The 19,642-nt window shown below is 55.5% G+C and carries 18 protein-coding genes, 1 other RNA gene and 1 pseudogene; 10 read left to right on the top strand and 10 right to left on the bottom strand.

The features are described from left to right. Positions 1-21: 21 nt before the first annotated feature. From acrB to ACOTX4_RS05880, 5 genes are all read left to right on the top strand, one after another. Positions 22-3,168: a multidrug efflux RND transporter permease subunit AcrB gene (acrB, locus tag ACOTX4_RS05860; RefSeq protein ID WP_022650497.1), complete on the top strand. Its 3,147-nt coding sequence runs from the start codon at positions 22-24 to the stop codon at positions 3,166-3,168. Positions 3,169-3,678: 510 nt separating this feature from the next. Further along, complete coding sequence (gene tomB / locus ACOTX4_RS05865) at positions 3,679-4,053, top strand: Hha toxicity modulator TomB (RefSeq protein ID WP_063938054.1); 375 nt, start codon at positions 3,679-3,681, stop codon at positions 4,051-4,053. Positions 4,054-4,080: 27 nt separating this feature from the next. Continuing rightward, positions 4,081-4,299 (top strand): HHA domain-containing protein, encoded by a 219-nt coding sequence (locus ACOTX4_RS05870; RefSeq protein WP_015571250.1) that lies wholly within the window; start codon positions 4,081-4,083, stop codon positions 4,297-4,299. A 208-nt stretch (positions 4,300-4,507) separates the two neighbouring features. Then, positions 4,508-5,059, top strand: a complete 552-nt coding sequence (gene maa, locus ACOTX4_RS05875; RefSeq protein WP_022650496.1) for a maltose O-acetyltransferase — start codon at positions 4,508-4,510, stop codon at positions 5,057-5,059. Positions 5,060-5,175: 116 nt separating this feature from the next. Further along, on the top strand, positions 5,176-5,643 hold the full coding sequence (locus tag ACOTX4_RS05880) for a YlaC family protein (protein ID WP_045330229.1): 468 nt from the start codon (positions 5,176-5,178) through the stop codon (positions 5,641-5,643). On the opposite strand, the pseudogene ACOTX4_RS05885 reads toward ACOTX4_RS05880, so the two are convergent. After that, a pseudogene (locus tag ACOTX4_RS05885) lies at positions 5,615-7,075 on the bottom strand (PLP-dependent aminotransferase family protein). The gene ACOTX4_RS05880 and the pseudogene ACOTX4_RS05885 sit on opposite strands and share 29 nt — an antisense overlap. A gap of 101 nt (positions 7,076-7,176) precedes the next feature. On the opposite strand from ACOTX4_RS05885, the gene ACOTX4_RS05890 reads away from it, so the two are divergent. Further along, positions 7,177-7,887, top strand: coding sequence for a GNAT family N-acetyltransferase (locus ACOTX4_RS05890; RefSeq protein ID WP_022650493.1), 711 nt, complete (start codon positions 7,177-7,179; stop codon positions 7,885-7,887). Here the strand turns inward: ACOTX4_RS05890 and ykgO are convergent. Both ykgO and ACOTX4_RS05900 read right to left on the bottom strand, forming a co-directional pair. Next, positions 7,884-8,024, bottom strand: a complete 141-nt coding sequence (ykgO, locus tag ACOTX4_RS05895) for a type B 50S ribosomal protein L36 (RefSeq protein ID WP_003859006.1) — start codon at positions 8,022-8,024, stop codon at positions 7,884-7,886. The genes ACOTX4_RS05890 and ykgO overlap by 4 nt on opposite strands. Before the next feature lie 2 nt (positions 8,025-8,026). Further along, the gene (locus ACOTX4_RS05900; protein WP_015571255.1) at positions 8,027-8,287 is read right to left on the bottom strand and encodes a type B 50S ribosomal protein L31; all 261 of its coding nucleotides are present in this window, start codon (positions 8,285-8,287) and stop codon (positions 8,027-8,029) included. 216 nt (positions 8,288-8,503) lie between these two features. On the opposite strand from ACOTX4_RS05900, the gene ACOTX4_RS05905 reads away from it, so the two are divergent. After that, positions 8,504-10,063, top strand: a complete 1,560-nt coding sequence (locus tag ACOTX4_RS05905; RefSeq protein WP_045330233.1) for an EAL domain-containing protein — start codon at positions 8,504-8,506, stop codon at positions 10,061-10,063. 51 nt (positions 10,064-10,114) lie between these two features. Here the strand turns inward: ACOTX4_RS05905 and ACOTX4_RS05910 are convergent, their stop codons facing one another. From ACOTX4_RS05910 to ACOTX4_RS05920, 3 genes are all read right to left on the bottom strand, one after another. Next, positions 10,115-13,204, bottom strand: coding sequence for a beta-galactosidase (locus ACOTX4_RS05910; RefSeq protein WP_421635361.1), 3,090 nt, complete (start codon positions 13,202-13,204; stop codon positions 10,115-10,117). A 103-nt stretch (positions 13,205-13,307) separates the two neighbouring features. Further along, positions 13,308-14,378 (bottom strand): LacI family DNA-binding transcriptional regulator, encoded by a 1,071-nt coding sequence (locus ACOTX4_RS05915; protein WP_045330239.1) that lies wholly within the window; start codon positions 14,376-14,378, stop codon positions 13,308-13,310. A 77-nt stretch (positions 14,379-14,455) separates the two neighbouring features. Next, positions 14,456-15,067, bottom strand: a complete 612-nt coding sequence (locus ACOTX4_RS05920; RefSeq protein ID WP_032608660.1) for a YczE/YyaS/YitT family protein — start codon at positions 15,065-15,067, stop codon at positions 14,456-14,458. An 84-nt stretch (positions 15,068-15,151) separates the two neighbouring features. On the opposite strand from ACOTX4_RS05920, the gene ACOTX4_RS05925 reads away from it, so the two are divergent. Next, positions 15,152-16,573 carry a PLP-dependent aminotransferase family protein gene (locus ACOTX4_RS05925; protein ID WP_022650488.1) on the top strand — a complete coding sequence of 474 codons (1,422 nt, stop codon included), beginning with the start codon at positions 15,152-15,154 and terminating at the stop codon, positions 16,571-16,573. A 70-nt stretch (positions 16,574-16,643) separates the two neighbouring features. Here the strand turns inward: ACOTX4_RS05925 and ACOTX4_RS05930 are convergent, their stop codons facing one another. The 3 genes from ACOTX4_RS05930 to ffs all read right to left on the bottom strand — a co-directional run bounded on the left by ACOTX4_RS05930 (position 16,644) and on the right by ffs (position 17,450). After that, entirely contained in the window at positions 16,644-16,859 is a 216-nt protein-coding gene (locus tag ACOTX4_RS05930; protein WP_015571263.1) for a hypothetical protein, read from the bottom strand. Further along, a complete protein-coding gene (locus ACOTX4_RS05935; protein ID WP_006809862.1) occupies positions 16,856-17,107 on the bottom strand; it encodes a hypothetical protein in 252 nt (83 codons plus the stop codon). The genes ACOTX4_RS05930 and ACOTX4_RS05935 overlap by 4 nt, the downstream gene beginning before the upstream one ends. A 246-nt stretch (positions 17,108-17,353) precedes the next feature. Next, an RNA gene (gene ffs / locus ACOTX4_RS05940) (signal recognition particle sRNA small type) lies at positions 17,354-17,450 on the bottom strand. Between the two features lie 170 nt (positions 17,451-17,620). Between ffs and ACOTX4_RS05945 the strand changes: the two genes are divergently transcribed. Then, positions 17,621-17,932 (top strand): MGMT family protein, encoded by a 312-nt coding sequence (locus ACOTX4_RS05945; protein WP_003859016.1) that lies wholly within the window; start codon positions 17,621-17,623, stop codon positions 17,930-17,932. 37 nt (positions 17,933-17,969) lie between these two features. Here ACOTX4_RS05945 and ACOTX4_RS05950 read toward each other — a convergent pair whose 3' ends face one another. After that, positions 17,970-18,497: a YbaY family lipoprotein gene (locus ACOTX4_RS05950; RefSeq protein ID WP_003859018.1), complete on the bottom strand. Its 528-nt coding sequence runs from the start codon at positions 18,495-18,497 to the stop codon at positions 17,970-17,972. A 203-nt stretch (positions 18,498-18,700) separates the two neighbouring features. Here ACOTX4_RS05950 and tesB point away from each other — a divergent pair, with 203 nt between their 5' ends. Further along, positions 18,701-19,561: an acyl-CoA thioesterase II gene (tesB, locus tag ACOTX4_RS05955; protein ID WP_023324238.1), complete on the top strand. Its 861-nt coding sequence runs from the start codon at positions 18,701-18,703 to the stop codon at positions 19,559-19,561. The last annotated feature ends 81 nt before the right edge of the window (positions 19,562-19,642 follow it).

Raw genomic sequence — 19,642 nt, forward strand, 5'->3', positions numbered from 1 at the left:
TTAAACAGGAGCCGTTAAGACATGCCTAATTTCTTTATCGATCGCCCCATATTTGCGTGGGTGATCGCCATTATCATCATGCTGGCCGGGGGACTTGCGATCCTGAAGCTGCCTGTTGCGCAATATCCAACGATTGCGCCACCGGCAGTAACGATCTCCGCAACCTACCCGGGCGCTGATGCGAAAACGGTGCAGGATACCGTTACGCAGGTTATCGAACAGAACATGAACGGTATCGATAACCTGATGTACATGTCCTCAAACAGTGACTCAACCGGTACGGTTCAGATCACACTGACCTTTGAATCCGGTACGGATGCGGACATTGCGCAGGTTCAGGTGCAGAACAAATTGCAGCTGGCGATGCCTCTGCTGCCGCAGGAAGTACAACAGCAGGGCGTGAGCGTCGAGAAATCGTCCAGTAGCTTCCTGATGGTTGTCGGCGTGATCAACACCAACGGCACCATGACGCAGGAGGATATTTCCGACTACGTGGGCGCCAACATGAAGGACGCCATCAGCCGTACGTCAGGTGTGGGTGACGTTCAGCTGTTTGGTTCCCAGTACGCCATGCGTATCTGGATGGATCCGAATAAACTGAACAACTTCCAGCTGACGCCGGTTGACGTGATTAACGCCATTAAAGCGCAGAACGCCCAGGTGGCAGCCGGTCAGTTAGGCGGTACGCCGCCGGTCAAGGGCCAGCAGCTTAACGCCTCGATCATCGCGCAAACCCGTCTGACCTCCGCGGATGAGTTCAGCAAAATTCTGCTGAAAGTGAATCAGGACGGTTCGCAGGTTCGCCTGCGTGACGTAGCGAAAGTGGAGCTGGGCGGCGAGAACTACGACGTTATCGCGAAGTTCAACGGCAAGCCGGCATCTGGTCTGGGTATCAAACTGGCGACCGGCGCTAACGCCCTGGACACCGCGACGGCTATTCGTGCAGAGCTGAAGAAGATGGAACCGTTCTTCCCGTCAGGTCTGAAAATCGTTTATCCGTATGACACTACGCCGTTCGTAAAAATTTCGATTCACGAAGTGGTAAAAACCCTGGTTGAGGCGATCATCCTCGTCTTCCTGGTAATGTACCTGTTCCTGCAAAACTTCCGCGCGACGCTGATCCCAACCATCGCCGTACCGGTTGTATTGCTTGGGACCTTCGCGGTTCTGGCGATATTTGGCTACTCGATAAACACCCTGACGATGTTCGGGATGGTGCTCGCCATCGGCCTGCTGGTGGATGACGCCATCGTGGTGGTCGAAAACGTCGAGCGTGTGATGGCGGAAGAAGGCCTGCCGCCGAAGGAAGCAACCCGTAAATCTATGGGCCAGATCCAGGGCGCGCTGGTCGGTATCGCGATGGTACTGTCCGCGGTGTTTATCCCGATGGCCTTCTTTGGCGGCTCTACCGGTGCGATTTACCGTCAGTTCTCCATCACCATCGTTTCGGCGATGGCGCTGTCGGTACTGGTTGCACTGATCCTGACGCCAGCCCTGTGCGCGACGATGCTGAAGCCGATTCAGAAAGGCGGACACGGCGAGCATAAAGGGTTCTTCGGCTGGTTCAACCGCATGTTTGATAAGAGCACGCACCACTACACCGACAGCGTGGGTAACATCCTGCGCAGCACCGGTCGTTACCTGCTGCTCTATATCATCATCGTGGTGGGGATGGCATTCCTGTTCGTTCGTCTGCCAAGCTCGTTCCTGCCAGATGAAGACCAGGGCGTGTTCCTGAGTATGGCGCAGCTTCCGGCCGGTGCGACGCAAGAGCGTACGCAGAAAGTGCTGGATGAGATGACCGACTACTTCCTGACCAAAGAGAAAGACAACGTCGAATCCGTGTTTGCGGTTAACGGCTTTGGCTTCGCGGGTCGTGGTCAGAACACCGGTATCGCCTTCGTTTCTCTGAAAGACTGGTCTGAACGTCCAGGTGCAGAGAACAAGGTAGAAGCCATTACCGGCCGCGCGATGGGCACCTTCTCACAGATTAAAGATGCGATGGTCTTCGCCTTTAACCTGCCAGCGATTGTTGAACTGGGTACGGCGACCGGCTTCGACTTCCAGCTGATTGACCAGGGCGGTCTGGGCCACGAAAAACTGACGCAGGCGCGTAACCAGCTGTTTGGCGAGGTGGCAAAACACCCTGACCTGCTGGTGGGCGTACGTCCTAACGGTCTGGAAGATACGCCGCAGTACAAGATCGATATCGACCAGGAAAAAGCGCAGGCGCTGGGTGTTTCCATCAGTGACATTAATACCACGCTGGGCGCCGCCTGGGGCGGTAGCTACGTTAACGACTTCATCGACCGTGGTCGCGTGAAGAAAGTGTACGTGATGTCCGAAGCGCAATACCGCATGCTGCCGAACGATATCAACAACTGGTACGTTCGCGGTAGCGATGGCCAGATGGTGCCGTTCTCCGCCTTCTCAACCTCGCGCTGGGAATACGGTTCGCCGCGTCTGGAGCGTTATAACGGCTTGCCATCGATGGAAATCCTCGGTCAGGCAGCGCCAGGCCGAAGCACCGGTGAAGCCATGAACCTGATGGAAGAACTGGCCAGCAAACTACCTGCGGGTATCGGCTACGACTGGACCGGCATGTCCTATCAGGAACGTCTGTCCGGTAACCAGGCCCCTGCCCTGTACGCCATTTCTCTGATTGTGGTGTTCCTGTGTCTGGCGGCATTGTATGAGAGCTGGTCGATTCCGTTCTCCGTTATGCTGGTGGTTCCGCTGGGGGTTATCGGTGCACTGCTTGCCGCGACCTTCCGTGGGCTGACCAACGACGTTTACTTCCAGGTGGGCCTGCTGACAACCATTGGCTTGTCGGCGAAGAACGCGATACTCATCGTCGAATTCGCCAAAGATCTGATGGAGAAAGAAGGAAAAGGCCTGATTGAAGCCACGCTGGAAGCCGTTCGTATGCGTTTGCGTCCAATCCTGATGACGTCCCTGGCGTTTATCCTCGGCGTTATGCCGCTGGTTATCAGCTCCGGCGCGGGCTCCGGCGCACAGAACGCGGTAGGTACGGGTGTAATGGGTGGTATGGTCACGGCGACCGTTCTCGCCATCTTCTTCGTACCGGTGTTCTTTGTGGTGGTTCGTCGCCGCTTCAGCCGCAAAAATGAAGATGTTGAGCACAATCATTCGGTAGAACATCACTGATACCGGTTTCACATGATAAAAAGGCCGCATTTGCGGCCTTTTTCATTTTCAGAAAAAATCATAAAATAGACCTATTGCTTTTCTATTTATTTTCTTCTTTTTAAATGAGGCCTGGCATAATAGGCCGATAACTTACACCAGGAACTCAGCCTTCTTTTATTATCATTTTGCGGCGTAAATTATTCGGACTATTCCTAAGTAACGGAAATTATCTGAAGATATCTGGTTTCGGACTTCACATGAAACTTTGCGCTAACTCAATGAATTTTAAGGAACCGATAAAAAACGGTTTTTTATTTGATTAACGTGGTTGCTGCAAAAGGTACATTTGCGTAAAGGCTCGCACAGTAACGATTTAATTGTAATTTTTCGTAATAGCGCGGTGAAATCTTGATCAGAGTGGCTTATAGTTAGAGTTATCAGGAACACAGCTCCCATGTGGCTAAGCAAGTTGTATCCATCCCGACATGATGTTCGGTGAGTAAAAAATCACTCAGAAGGGGATGCGCTATGGACGAGTACTCGCCAAAAAGGCATGATATCGCGCAGTTGAAATTTCTCTGCGAATCCTTGTACCATGACTGCCTTGCCAATCTTGAAGAAAGTAACCATGGCTGGGTGAACGATCCAACGTCTGCTATCAATTTACAGCTTAACGAGCTGATCGAGCATATCGCCACCTTCGTACTTAATTATAAAATTAAGTACAATGAAGATAATAAGTTGATAGAGCAAATTGATGAATACCTGGACGACACCTTTATGTTGTTCAGCAGCTACGGCATTAACGCACAGGATTTGCAGAAATGGCGTAAATCAGGAAACCGTCTATTTCGCTGCTTCACTAATGTCAGCAGAGCTAATCCGGTTAGTCTTTCCTGTTAAAATTATTACAATTACTAAGGTGAATTTATGTCTGATAAACCATTAACAAAAGTCGATTATTTGATGCGCCTGCGACGCTGCCAGTCAATTGACACCCTCGAACGTGTTATTGAGAAAAATAAATACGAGCTGTCTGATAATGAACTGGCGGTATTTTATTCAGCTGCCGACCATCGTCTGGCTGAACTAACCATGAATAAACTGTATGACAAGATCCCCTCTTCGGTATGGAAATTTGTTCGTTAATCGTTGAAGAGAGACTGTAAAGGCATTACGCCCGTTGTTAAGCTGAATTTACCTTTCGAATTACGCTTCAAGTGCAAACGCCAGGTTCCCGTATAAAACGTATTTATGCGCATAAATGTTGTGACTCCCGTCACAGCCGCTTTTAGGGAACGTTCCCTTTCTGGTTAATCCTCTTTACGCTGCGTAAAACGATTCCAGAGAGGTTCCCATGAGTGAAGAAAAACAGAAGATGATTGCAGGTGAATATTACCGCCCTGGCGATGACACGCTGAGGGCTGACCGTTTACGCGCGCGTCATCTTGTTCACCGCTATAACCATACCGCACCCGATGAGAAGGCCGAACGTCGCGCCTTATTAGCTGACCTGCTGGGTCAAAGCGAAGGCGCCTATATAGAACCGAGCTTCCGCTGCGACTACGGGTATAACATCTATCTGGGCAAAAATTTTTATGCCAACTTTGACTGCGTCATGCTGGATGTCTGCCCTGTCCGCATTGGCGATAACTGTATGCTTGCGCCGGGGGTGCACATTTATACGGCCACGCATCCTCTGGATGCGACCGAACGTAACAGTGGGCTGGAGTACGGTAAACCGGTCACCATTGGTGATAACGTCTGGATCGGCGGACGTGCGATCATTAACCCGGGCGTAACCATTGGCGATAATGCGGTTATCGCTTCCGGCGCGGTAGTGACCAAAGACGTGCCGGCCAATGCTGTCGTGGGCGGCAATCCGGCGAAAATCATTAAAATGCTCTAAGCGCATCCTGAGTAACTGTTATGCTTTTTCCTGGCATAACTGTTACTTTCATCGCGTAAACCCCTCTCATAAAATAAGCAGATCACCTGTATTTTCAACAATCATAAAGGCAAAAAATGACAGAGATACAGCGCCTGCTTACCGCTACCATCGACGATCTCAATACTCGTGAAAAGCGCGACAATCGCCCGCGCTTTAGCATCAGCTTTATTCGCAAACACCCCGGGTTGTTCGTCGCCATGTACGCCGCCTGGCTGGCAACGCTTATCGTCATGCTGAAATCTGAAACGCTGGTCGATTCCGTCTGGCTGCTGGTAGTGCTGTTCGTGGTGTTTAACGCGTTTTTCTTTTTCGACGTCAATCCGCGTTACCGGTATGAAGATATCGACGTACTCGATTTCCGCGTGTGCTACAACGGGGAGTGGTACAACACGCGTTACGTGCCGAAGGAGCTGATCGACAGCATCCTGCACTCGCCGGCTGTCGAAGCCGGGCAAAAAGAGAAGTTGCAGAAAATGGTCACCACCAAGGGCCAGCTCTCTTTTTATGATGTCTTTACCTTTTCCCGCCCCACTGCTGCGTAATTAACGCCTGAATACGTCGGATACCCGGCGCAAACTGCGAAGCAGAGGTATTGCCGTAACCTAAAACCAGACCGGTTTGCCCCTGCTTCGTCTCAAGGTAATATCCGCTCAGCGCAGCGGGTGCCAGCTGAAACGCTCTTGCCTGCTCCACCAGCCGCTGGTCGTCGATACCGTCAATCGCCAGCGCCAGGTGCATCCCTCCTTCTCCGGCAAGAACACGGTGCGGCGTATGAAGCTCTGCGCTTAGCACCTCTCGCAGTTGGCGGTATCGCTTACGATAAAGTCGGCGCATGGCGGCAAGATGTCGCGCATAGTGGCCTTCCTCAATAAACAGCGCCAGGGTGCGCTGTTCAGCGCGATGCCCGCCGCGCAGCAGCGAGCCGATGGCGGGACGTGCCGCCTTCGCCAGCGCTGGCGGTAACACCATGAACCCCATTCGGAGCGACGGAAACAGCGTTTTGCTGAACGTCCCCAGATACACAACGGGCGCGTTGTTGACCATACCCAGCATCGCCGGGACGGGCTCACCTGTATAACGGAATTCGCTGTCGTAATCGTCCTCAATGATCCACGCGTTGTGCTGCCGGGCCAGTTCCAGCAGCGCCAGACGCCGCCGCGCGCTGAGTACGCTTCCGTAAGGGAACTGATGCGATGGCGAGGTAAAAATCAGCGTGGGTGAAGGCGCACACAGCCCTTCCCAGCACATCCCCTCGTCATCCACCGGTATGCCGGTCATCGCCAGGCCGGTTTTGACAAAAGCGCTTTTGGCGCCGCTATAGCCGGGATTTTCCACCCAGGCGACATCCCCCGGCTCGCTTAACAGCATTGTGCACAGATTGACGCCCTCCAGCGCCCCTTCGGTTATCACTATCTGGCTGGCGTCACAGTCAATGCCGCGGGAGAGCGCAAGATGGCGGGCAATGGCGGCCCGTAACGACGGCTCGCCGGCAGGGTCGCCATACCCTAACAGGGCGCTTCCCTCCTCGCGCAGGACGCGATCGTACAACCGCCGCCACAGCGGCAAGGGGAAATAGTTGATGGCAGGCGTTCCCGGCGTAAACGCCATCACCGGAGTGTCACGCGGCACAGGCGCGGGCAGCCGGGCGACACGTTTTGTCAGCCTGACGTCCGGGTCCGGTAATGTCCGGGCAATCGTACGAGGAGCGAATTGCCCCACCCGCGTGCCCTGGCGGCTACGCAGCAAATAACCTTCGAGCGTGAGCTAGTCCAGCGCCGCGTTGACGGTATTTCGGGACACCGAGATCTGATGCGCCAGCGTTCGTGAGCCGGGCAAATGGCTGCCGGAACGAAGCCTTCCGCACAGTATGGCCTCCCGCAAAGCAAGATAGAGCGCGCGCTGGAGCGTCTCTGTCCCACGTTTTTTCAGCGCAGCATGGAGCAAGGTGTATAGCTCATCACCCGGTATATTCATCATTCCTCCTTGTGGTACCAGAAAAACATAACCTGGTGGTTCTTTTTAAGGAACCAGCAATTCATTAATCTGGAGATCTTCTTAACATCATGGAAATAAAGATGAATACATTCAATGAGTTTGGTCAACCTGTAGGGGAAAGCCTTATCGACTGGCAGCCTCGGCCGCACCCGTCCCGGGTGGTACTTCAGGGTCGCTATTGTCGGCTTGAGCCGCTGCGCATGGAGCATGCCCACGCGTTGTTCTCTGCGTATTCCGTGGCCGGAGATACCCGAAGCTGGACGTGGCTGCTGCGTGAGCCCGATGCCACCGCAGAGGAGTTTGCCGAATGGGTGGCGAGCGTAAGCGAATTAGCCGATCCCATCCACTTTACCGTTATCGATAACCAGACCCAGTCTCCTGTCGGGACGCTGTCCCTGATGCGGATCGATCCTAAAAACGGCGTCGTGGAAGTGGGACATGTTCACTTCTCGTCACTGTTAAGCCGCACGCCCATGTCGACAGAAGCGCAGTATCTGCTGATGCGGTACGTGTTCGATACCCTGGGCTACCGGCGTTATGAATGGAAGTGCAATAGCCTGAACGAACCCTCCCGCAAAGCGGCCCTGCGTCTTGGCTTTCAGTTTGAAGGGCGTTTTCGCCAGGCGCTGGTCATTAAAGGCCGAAACCGGGACACCGACTGGTTTTCAATTCTCGACAAAGAGTGGCCAGCGCTGGCGAGCGCCTTTGAAAGCTGGCTTGCCACCGACAATTTTACTGCCGATGGCAAACAGAAAAGATCCCTGGAAAGCTGGCGAGAAACGCGCGTCTAGCGCCTTTTTTTACGCCCCTGCACCGCCTTAAAGCGCGGGTTAGATTTGCAAATCACGTATAAGCGTCCCTTGCGTTTGACTATCTGGCAATCCGGGTGACGCTGTTTTGCACTGCGCAATGAGTTAAGCACCTGCATGATTAGCCTCGCTTCGCATCAAGAAAGCCGCCAAAACGCTTGCGGAAGCGTGCCGCGCTGCCATCTGTCGAGAAGGTCTTCTGCTTCCCGGTATAAAACGGATGTGATTTAGAGGAGACATCAAGAGTAACGTAAGGATACGTTTTCCCCTCAAGCTCAATTTCACGATCTGTCTTAATCGTTGAGCCAACTTTAAAATATTCATTAGCCGTGGTGTCGTGAAACACAACGGTGCGATAGGTTGGATGGATATTCGGTTTCATCTCTGGCCTTTATGCATTGTTATAACATAACGAAATACTATCTGAGCTTTGCTGCAAAAACAACCCCTGTGACGCACAGACTGTTTTTGAAAGGTTTATTCAGATACCTGTCTGAGACGGTTGCATGCTATAACTATATCATTTACCGATAAAAACTTTTTCCTCTGGCGCGCAAACTCCAGGCCCGGGGCGGGCATATGGGAAGGATAAAACAGCATGCGTACCCGACATCTGGTCAGCCTGGTGACAGGCGTACTGATCTTCTCTGTGCTGGTCCCTGTGTGCCTCAGTATCTGGCTGGCGCATCGTCAGGCTGAGGAGAAATTTGTGGACGCGCTGGACAGCTATGCCTCGCGTGTCCTGATCCGTACCGACAGAGTCGTTGCGCAGGCAAAACAGGCGCTCACGCACCTACAGACATTCCACGCCCCGCCCTGCACTCCCCCGCATTTACGCGAAATGCGCCGGGTCGCGTTCTCATGGCGCTATATCCAGGAAGTGATGTATATCGATAACCTGAAACCGCTCTGCTCATCGCTTGAACAATCCAGTGATACGGCGATCTTACCGCCCCCAATGCGGATCACAGAAGATGGTTATAGCGCGTGGCTCACCTCGCAAAACGACCTCGGCATTCAGCGTTATATGGCCGTTCTGGGGAAAGGACATTATCTGGTAATGGTCGATCCGGCGTCGCTTGTGGATGTTGTTCCGTTTGGTGAAATCTCAATGGATGCCGCCCTGGTGGGCAGCTCAACCCATCATATATTTGCCAGAAGCAATGTTCTCGACCCGTATATTCTCTCTGTCGTTAAGGAGCAGCAGGACGTTACGCGCGTGCAATACAACGGCTCAATGTACGTGATGAAACCTGTACCCGAACTGGGGTTTACGGTGATCGCTTGGGTGTCGTTAAAACCGCTGGCGGCTTCCTGGCACCAGCAACTGATCATCTGGCTACCGGCTGGCATACTGCTAAGCCTGGTTGCTGCCCTTATTGTCCTGCGCATTCTCCGCCGTTTGCTGTCCCCGCGTCACCGCCTGATCGACGCGATCAACAACCGGGAGATCGAGGTTCACTACCAGCCCATCGTGGCGCTGTGTAGTGGAAAACTGGTGGGTGCTGAAGCGCTGATGCGCTGGCCGCAGCCAGATGGCAGTAACCTGTCGCCTAATCTCTTTGTTCCGCTGGCTGAGCAGACAGGGCTTATTTCAACGCTGACGCGGCTAGTGGTAAATGAGGTATTTGAGGATCTAGGCGCCTGGCTACACCATCACCCGGAACTGCATATTTCTGTCAACCTTGCGCCATCGGATTTAACGTCCCCCGAGCTGCCTCGCCAGCTGAGTCAGTTGCTCAACAAATGGGGCGTCCACCCGCGCCAGATCGCCCTTGAATTAACCGAGCGCGGGTTTGCCGATCCTACCGTCAGCGTACCTGCTATCGCTGCATTTCGCCGCGCCGGGCACGCTATCTACATTGATGATTTTGGCACGGGTTACTCCAGCCTGAGCTATTTGCAGGATCTGGATGTCGATACTCTGAAGATTGATAAATCCTTTGTGGATGCGCTGGAGTACAAGCACGTGACTCCCCACATCATCGAAATGGCCAAATCGCTTAAACTGGCGATGGTCGCAGAAGGCATTGAAACTGAAGGGCAGATCGAATGGTTGCATCGCCACGGCGTGCAGTACGGCCAGGGCTGGTATTTCAGCAAGGCGCTGCCTAAAGAGGATTTCATTCTCTGGGCCGCGCACAACCTCAGGAAATAAACCGATTGTGCGGTGTTACGTGCGGCCACGGCAGTGGCCGCACGTTTCGGCTCAGCCGTTCTGCTGCCAGCTAAACGTGTAGCGCAGCCGGCGGTTTTGCAGAATGAAGGCCGGGGCTACGCTCGGGCTCCATGAGTCGTCCCCCCCTACGCCCATCTGAAACGCATCAAGATTCAACCAGCAGCCAGCCTCCTCCCGCAGCAAGTGCTGATGCGTTGTCTCATGCAGCTGCCGCTGGCTATAACGGCTCAGGGAGAAATGGAACTGTCCCTGCAACTGATGGGAGCCAAACGTCAGCTCGCGGGTGTCGCAGCGCAAACCGTTCTCCGTCGGGAAGATATACGGCGTCTGCATCTCTTCCAGCGGTAACGCCCAGCGTCCCTGCTGCGCCGCCAGTTTTCTGTCCGGATAGTTTTCCAGCGGGCCTAGTCCCAGCCAGCGCACCGTTTCCGGGATATCCGCCAGCATAACGCTCAGGCCCACGCGAGCGGGCTCAGGAATGTCAGACGCCACCGTCACCTGCACATCACCGTGCAGCACCCCGTGGTCATCAATCCGCCAGACCTTGCAGCTCATAAATAGCGCTTTACCCTGATGCTCCCAGACGTGCTGCGTGGTCACTATCACCTCACGGTTATGCTGCTCCGCTTCACACTGGAGGAGGCGCGCGGACATCTCATACATCCCTGCCGCTTTCCAGCGTTCCACCCACGCGTTCGGATCGATGCGGGTCGCCTCGCTGACGCCAATGTCATTGTCCAGCGGCGCGCGGGTGAAGTTATCCGTTAGCGGAGAACGGAGCGTTTCAGCGCCCTCGTTCCACCACTGGGTCAAGTTTCCGGTGAGACGGCTAAACTGCCAACGCTGCTGCTGATGAGTAATGTCCAGCGCCTCGTCCTGCACCGTTAGCTGCGGAGGGGTTCCGCCTGCTTTCGGTGGCGCAAGGTACAGCGGCGCCGGGAGCGGCCACTGATCCCAGGCACAACGGTGGCCGGGCGGCGACCACGACGTGGCCTGCGGCTGAACGATCTCCACGTTGAGCCAGACCTCGCCCGGCTCAGCGACAAGTTCAGGCAGCGGGATCTCAACGTGCTGCGTCCCCTCGGGCGCAACAGAAAGGGGTGTTTCGCCGGAAGCCAGTACCGCACAGTCACGCGCCACCGACCATCGCAGATACTCGTTGTCAGTATGACGGAACAGATAATCGCTCTGGATCTCGACGACCAGCGGAGCGGTGCTCACCAGCGTAAAGGTAAAGAACTGCTGGGCACGCTGCGCCTCGTAAAGGGCAGGATGCGGAGTGCGATCGGGAAACACCAGCCCGTTGAGGCAGAACTGACGGTCGTTGGGCTTATCGCCAAAATCGCCGCCGTAGGCCCAGAATACCGTGCCGTCTTCCGCTTTTTTCGTCAGCGCCTGATCGACCCAGTCCCAGACAAAGCCGCCCTGCAACCGGGGATGGCTGCGGAATGCCTGCCAGTAGCTGGCAAAGCCGCCAAAGCTGTTGCCCATCGCGTGGGCATACTCGCACAGGATCAGCGGACGGGTTTCGTCCGGCATACCAATCCACTTTTTAATCGACCACTTTGGCACCGCCGGGAACGGCTGATCCTGATCGACGCGAGCGTACATCGGGCAGACAATATCGGTTGCCGCCGTACTGGCGCCGCCGCCTTCATACTGCACCGGTCGCGTGGGATCGGTGGTTTTCAGCCAGCGGTACAGCGCATCGTGATTCGCCCCATGCCCGGACTCATTCCCCAGGGACCAGATGATGATGGACGGATGATTCCGGTCCCGCTGCACCATACGCGTTACGCGTTCGCTCATGGCAGGCAGCCAGCGCGGATCGTCCGCCAGGCGGCTCATTGGCACCATGCCATGGGTTTCAATATTCGCCTCATCAACCACGTACAGGCCGTAGCGATCGCAAAGCGTGTACCATAGAGGATGGTTCGGATAATGCGAGCAGCGCACGGCGTTGAAGTTATGCTGCTTCATCAGTTCGATGTCGCGGCGCATGGTCGCCTCATCCATCACCTGCCCCTTCTCAGGATGATGTTCGTGACGGTTCACGCCGCGGATCAGCAGCGGTTTGCCGTTAAGCTTCAGCTGGCCGTTGCTGATTTCGACGCGTCTGAAACCGACATTGCAGGCTTCAGTCTCCAGCACGTTACCCTGCGCATCCCGAAGCGACATTGTCAGCCGATAGCATTCCGGTGTTTCAGCGCTCCATAGCGCAGGAGCGTTCACGGGTATCGCCACCCTAAGCCGTTCTGCCCAACTGCCGCGTTCGTCCACGATGGCCGATCCGGGCTGCTGCGTGGTTTGCGCGCAGGCTTCGCCGTTACGCCACAGGGTAAACGCCACCTCGCATTCGGCGTAGCGTGTGCCTTCCAGCGCAACGTCAACCCGGAGTATCGCCCGATCGCATTCGGCATTCAGATCGGTCACGATCTGATAATCGGCAATTCGCGTTTCCGGCTTGTGCAGCAGCGAGACGTCACGGAAAATGCCACTCATCCGCCACATGTCCTGATCTTCCAGATAGCTTCCGTCGCACCAGCGTAACACCATTACCGCCAGGCGGTTCTGCCCCGGTCGCAGCACCGCGCTGAGATCGAACTCCGCAGGCAGACGGCTGTCCTGCGAATAGCCCATCCACTGGCCGTTACACCACAGATGAAAAGCTGAATTCACCCCGTCAAAAATAATGCGGGTTTGCCCGCTGCACATCCAGGCGTCATCCATCTCAAATGTGAGCGAGTAACAACCGGTTGGGTTTTCAGCCGGAACATAGGGCGGGTTCACATTTATCGGATAGGTGACGTTGGTATAGATGGGAGTATCAAATCCCTGCATCTGCCAGTTCGACGGCACGGGCATCTCAACGGCATCAGCCAGATCGTCCGTTATCCATGCCTCCGGAACCTGCTCTGGCGCCGGGAAAAAGCTGAATCGCCAGATGCCGTTAAGCAGACGCTTGCTCCGCGAAGGCTTATCCTCGCGGGCGAAGGTTTCATCGCGCCAGCTATGAAAAAGCGCGTGTGCGGCCAGACGATTCCACTGCGTCACACCCGGGTTTTCCCAGTCACGACGCGCCAGAAGTGCGCTGAGAGTCAGCGGCAATGTAGAAGACATATCAACCTCTTTGCGAAGCGCTCACAATTTTAGCCAACATGCCCTGGTAAACGGTAGCGGTAAAGACTTTGATCGTCACCAGGCGAGCACGATCACAAAAGTGCTAGCTGCGCGCCAGTTTCTCCGCCAGCAGCGCCAGCGTTCTGAGCTGTTGCGCAAGATCTTCACGATCGGCCTGCTGTGCGGCGCGCGGCGCGGTGGAATGACGCACGATCAACATAACGGGAAGTTGTTCCTGCCTGCGTTCGTGGTGATGGGCAGGTGCCATCAGCCACTCCACGCTGCGCTCACCGGCCTCGCGGAACGCCTGCCGAACGGTGGTGAGCGGAGGTGAAAACCACGCGCTGTCAGCCGTATCATCAAACCCGACAACCGAGATCTGCCCCGGTACCGCAACGCCTTTTTCCGCACAGGCGCGTAAAACGCCAAGCGCCATCTGATCGTTAGCGACGAGGATCGCCTCCGGCAGCTGCGCGCCCGCCAGGAGCTGATGCCCTTTCTCATAGCCCGAAGCCGCGCTCCAGTCGCCCTGCGCCACCGCAAACGCCTCCACGCCGGCCTGAGCCAGCGTGGTTTTCCATCCCGCCAGACGAGCCCGGGCAGAGACAGAACTTTCCGGCCCGGCGAGCAGCGCAATTCGCTGGTGCCCCAGCGAAAGCAGATGCTCTGCCCCCAGGGCAGCGCCCTGTTCGGCATTGAAAACGAGACTGTTAACCCGAGCTGTGGGGGACACATCGAGAAAAAGAACCGGGGTCGGCGAGGCCATTTCCTGAAGCATTTCTGCCAGGGCATCTTCCAGCGGAACGTTCACCAGCAGCGCCTCTACGCGCTGCGCCAGTAATTCCTGCAAAGCAGCCTGACACTGCGCGGGTTGCTCCACCATGGAGATGAGTACGCTAGCCCCCTGCTCCACTGCCCGGGATTTTACAGCTGAGGCGATTTGCGACGGCGCATGTAGCGCCAGATCGCTGGTCATCAGCCCCAGCGTGCGGGTGCGTTTCCCGGCCAGCTGCTGCGCGCCACGGTTGGGCACATAGTGTAGCGCCGCCATGGCCTGCCGGACCTTTTCCCGCGTACGGGCAGAAACGTGTTCCGCGTCGTTAATCACCCGGGAAACGGTCTGATAAGAAACGCCTGCCACGCGGGCAACGTCATAAAGAGTGATCGCTTTCATACATTCTGGCGTCGTGAAAAGAGAAGTCTCTATTCTGACACAGTTACGCCATCATAGCCTGTGAGCGCTTCGCAAAATTAAACAATCCGCTCCGGCTGTGGAGCTTTCTGAATGCGCGGTCTCGGGCGAAACCACGGCAAACAAAGCTGGATCAGCGGGCCGATGGTTAATGCATACAGCACGGTTCCAACGCCAAACGCTCCCCCGAGGAGGTAGCCGACGATCAACACAGTCACCTCGATCGCGGTACGCACGCTGCGGATCGACCAGCCCAGCCGGGCGTGTATGCCGGTCATCAGGCCGTCGCGCGGGCCTGCGCCAAAACCCGCGCCGATATACATCCCGGTGGCAAGGGCGTTAACCACAATGCCGGAAACCAGCAGGGTGATGCGCACGGGCAGCGAGGTGAGCTCAGGGATCAGCGCCATTGACGCATCTGCCGCCAGACCAATACAAATCACATTACTGATAGTGCCCAGCCCCGGCAGCTGACGCAGCGGGATCCACAGCAGCAGCACCGCTGCCCCGGTTAAAATAATCACCGTACCGATGCTCATCCCGGTCTGGATGGCGACGCCAAGGTGAAAGACATCCCACGGGTCGACACCCAGATCCGAACGAATAAACATCGCGGTTGAAAGCCCGTACAGGCCTAAACCGACATAAAGTTGTACCAGACGACGTACCATTTTTTCTTCTCCGAAGAACCAGGTTCCATCTTCGGTGAAAATGGCACTATGATTAATGTCCAGTTTTCAAATAGTGGACTGCACATGTCATCACGTCGTTTTGGAAGCCAGTCTCTGGTACGCCTGTTAGGGCACTGGCAGCAAGCCTCTTCCCGTACCCCGCTGTGGCGCCAGCTGGCTGACGCGTTACGCCTGTTGATTCTGGATGGCAGGCTAGCGCTAAACACGCGCCTGCCCGGAGAGCGGGAGCTGGCCACCGCACTGAGCGTAAGCCGCACCACCATCAGCAGCGCGCTGGCGCATCTGCGGGAAGAAGGTTATCTGGAGAGCCGTCACGGCAGCGGTTCGCGGGCGATCCTGCCAGACAGCCGCGCCGTGCCCACGCTTTCCACAGCCAGTGCGGCGCTGGATCTCTCAACCGCCGCGCTCAACGCGGGGCCAGAGATCCACCAGGCCTACGCCCACGCGCTGACGGCCATCACGCCGAATCTGGCGCTGACCGGGTACGATCAGCTTGGGCTTCCGGCGCTGCGTGAAGCTATCGCCGCCCGCTACACCGCACGCGGTCTGCCCACCCGGGCAGACGAAGTGATGGTGGTGAACGGCGCCGTCAGCGGCTTTGCCCTGATCTTAAGAATGATGACCGGTCCCGGGGATCGCGTGGTGGTGGATCATCCCACTTACCCGCTGGCAATAGCCGCCATTCAGGGAGCGCTATGCCGGCCCGTGGGCGTCTCGCTGCCTGAAACGGGTTGGGATACCGACGGTTTTGCCGCAACGCTCGCCCAGACCGCCCCGCGTCTGGCCTATCTGATGCCGGATTTTCATAATCCGACCGGGCGTTGCATGGATGCCGCGACGCGCCAGACCATAACCGACATCGCCGCGCAAACCCGCACCACGCTGGTGGTGGATGAAACCATGGTCGATCTCTGGTTCGATGCTCCCCCGCCGCCGCCGCTGGCCGCCTTTAACCCGGAGGCCGCGGTGATGACGCTGGGTTCCGCAGGCAAAAGTTTCTGGGGTGGGCTGCGTCTCGGCTGGATCCGCGCCTCGTCCCGCACTATCGCCACGCTCGCGCAGACGCGCGACACGCTGGATCTGGGTTCTCCGGTGCTGGAACAACTGGCCACGCTGTGGCTTATCGAAAACAGTGAAACCTTCCTGCCTGCCCGGCGGGAAATGCTGGCAGAACGTCGCGACCGCTGCGGCCAGATGCTGCGGGAACATTTCCCCGAATGGCGGTTTCAGGAAGCGGAGGGAGGGCTCTCATACTGGATTGAATTACCCGGCATGCTGGCGACGCAGCTGGCGGCACGCGCCGAGACGACAGGCATCATTATGGGCACCGGCACGCGCTTTGGGCTTTCAGGCGCGTTTGACCGCTATCTGCGAATGCCCTTCTCACTCAGTCCGCCGGAACTTGAAGAGGCATTATTGCGGATCAAACCGCTGTGGCGTGCGTTAAATAAAAGTGTAGCGCCAGTAAAACGGAGCCTGGTGTAAATTATTCGCCAGAAACAATAAAAACTGCTGACTGTAACGCATGCAGTCAGCAGTTTTCATGAAGAACAGCTTAATGTTGAGGAGGAATCGGGAAGCCTTTCAGCGAAATAATGAAATTATCCCCTTCTTTCTTTATTTTTGCACCGGTATCACACCAGTCAGACGCAATTCGAAAGAACTCATCACTTCCTACATTCCAGCCAAGACGAACATGTTTCACGTAGCCGGAACGTAACAGATTGCAGGCCTCGTTGTAGTCACTGGCAGTCGATAGTTGTTGTTTCATTTTCTCTTCTTCAGAAGTTTACGTAGTGCTTTGATTTCTTTAGGAGTAAATGGAGTTACGCTCTCTTCTTCCGTATGCTGATTATCAACATCCTCTTCCGATACTCCCGCCTCTTCTACTGCTTCAAATGCCAGCAGCAGCAGTTTCTCTGTGGTCACGCTTAAATTCTCATTATTGTCTTCCGCATAGTGGCGAAGTCTTTCTTTTAGCGCTTCATCAATTTTAACGTTTAAAACCGCAGTAACCATGATTGTCACATCCTTTCGGAACACGTGTTTAATTTAATACACGAAGATAAGTTTGTTATCCAGATATATATTTTTTAGCTTATGACAGAATAAAGGCATCCGAAAATAAAATGACAGTCTATTATTACAGGTTTATGACATTATTATTTCAGTTAAATGAAGGCTGTATTACAGAAAATACAATAGTCACATAATTTAGAAGGTTTATTCAGGGGAACAACTGAGAGGATCACAAATGGGTGGGGGCCCTGCCAGCTACATCCCGGCACCCACGTCGTCTGCCCTGGCTGCTTCCTTCCGGACCTGACCTGGTGAACAGAGTAGCGTTGCGGGAGAACCAACAGAGCCCCCATTGAGAGCGTTGATATCCAACGCGCTGGCGCATTATCCCTGTGGAGCACCTCAATTGCAAGCCGCTGGCAACCGGATGCTGGATTATTGCGCAAACTGCCCCGACAATCTTCTTTATCTTCGTATAACATTACCCTTCGCTGATTTCCCGCAGGAGAAACAATGGACGAACATGACACTTTCCCACAGCGAGTGTGGCAAATCGTGGCTTCGATTCCGGAAGGCTGTGTCACGACCTATGGGGAAGTCGCCCGGCTGGCGGGTTCTCCGCGCGCGGCGCGTCAGGTTGGAGGCGTGCTGAGAAGGCTACCGGAGGGAAGCACGTTACCGTGGCACCGGGTCGTCAATCGCCATGGCGCCATTTCCCTCACCGGGCCAGACTTGCAGCGCCAGCGTCAGGCATTACTCTCAGAAGGGGTGCAGGTGTCCGGGGCAGGACAGATTGATATGCAGAAGTATCGCTGGGAGTACTGACGCCCTCTCCCGTCAACATGGAGAGGGCGAAGGAAAATTACATCTGTGTTGGGGGTGTAGGCAGAGTCGGCTGATTGGTTTGCGTTGCAACAGGCACTTCAGTTTGCTGCACCGGTACCAGGGTCAGGTCGATTTTGGTGCCGCCTTTGTTGACCGCTTCCTGTACGGTATCGGTGATAAAGACCAGCTTATCGTTGATCGTTACCGCCGCGCTCAGGAGGATACGCGCGTTAGGCTGGACGTCAGACGGGTTGTACGGCAGCACGAAGCTGAACGGCGCCTGTTTACCCTCTGTACGAACTGCACGCTGAGCAAGGACTTTAGACGGTGCATCCGCCAGAGACGCATCGGATAACGTGACCGTTAAAACCGCGTCCGGCGGCAGAGCGACTTTCTGTTTGATCCAGATGGTACCGGACACGTTAGGCTGTCGAATAGCTTGCTGTGAAAGGGTGTTAATCCCGTTTGGGGTCGCCGTTGGTACCGCTACATCGGCACTCTTATCCGCACAGGCGGACAACGCCACCGCCATTGCAACACCGCTTAACATAGGCACGAGTTTCATTGAAGTCTCCTTATCATCAATGCACCGGCGGGATCGATCCCATCCGATGTCGTTTTATTCACATAACGTAAACAAGTGTGGCACAAATCACGGATTTATGCCTAATTTTGCCCAGGTATTAAGATTATTCTACCCATCGGACCACTATCGTTTCTGCGTTATACTCAGCGTATCTTTCGCCACGGCGTTTATTGAGGACCACTATGAGTCAGGCACTGAACAATCTGCTGACATTGCTTAACCTGGAAAAAATAGAAGAAGGGCTATTTCGCGGACAGAGCGAAGATTTAGGCTTACGCCAGGTTTTTGGGGGCCAGGTCGTGGGGCAAGCGCTGTATGCCGCCAAGGAGACCGTCCCGGCAGACCGTCTGGTGCACTCGTTTCACAGCTACTTTTTACGCCCCGGTGACAGCGCTAAACCGATTGTGTACGACGTGGAAGTTCTGCGTGACGGCCAAAGCTTCAGCGCCCGTCGCGTGGCGGCCATCCAGCATGGGAAACCCATTTTCTACATGACCGCTTCCTTCCAGGCGCCAGAGCCGGGCTATGAGCATCAAAAACAGATGCCGTCTGCCCCGTCGCCGGACGATCTGAAATCGGAAACCGAAATAGCCCGCGCACTCGCGCATCTGTTGCCGCCGCAGGTAAAAGAGAAGTTTCTGTGCGATAAACCGCTGGAGATCCGCCCGGTCGAATTTCATAACCCAATGAAGGGGCATACCGCTGAGCCCACCCGCCAGGTGTGGATCCGCGCCAACGGCAGCGTACCGGCAGACTTGCGCGTGCAGCAGTATCTGCTGGGTTATGCGTCGGATTTCAACTTCCTGCCGGTTGCGCTACAGCCGCACGGCGTGGGATTCCTGGAAAAAGGGATGCAGGTAGCCACAATTGACCATTCCATGTGGTTCCATCGTCCTTTCGATATGAACGAGTGGCTGCTTTACAGCGTGGAAAGTACCTCTGCGTCCAGCGCGCGCGGTTTTGTTCGCGGGGAATTTTACACCCAGGATGGCGTGCTGGTGGCTTCTACCGTGCAGGAAGGTGTGATGCGTAATCGCGGGTGAGGTAAAAAGCCCGGTGGCTATGCTTACCGGGCCTGCAAATTACGCTTTTTCAGGCCGGGTAAGGCGAAGCCGCCGCCCGGC

Source organism: Enterobacter cloacae complex sp. IR5459, from assembly GCF_049238005.1.
In the GTDB taxonomy this organism is placed as follows: Bacteria; Pseudomonadota; Gammaproteobacteria; order Enterobacterales; family Enterobacteriaceae; genus Enterobacter; species Enterobacter hormaechei_C.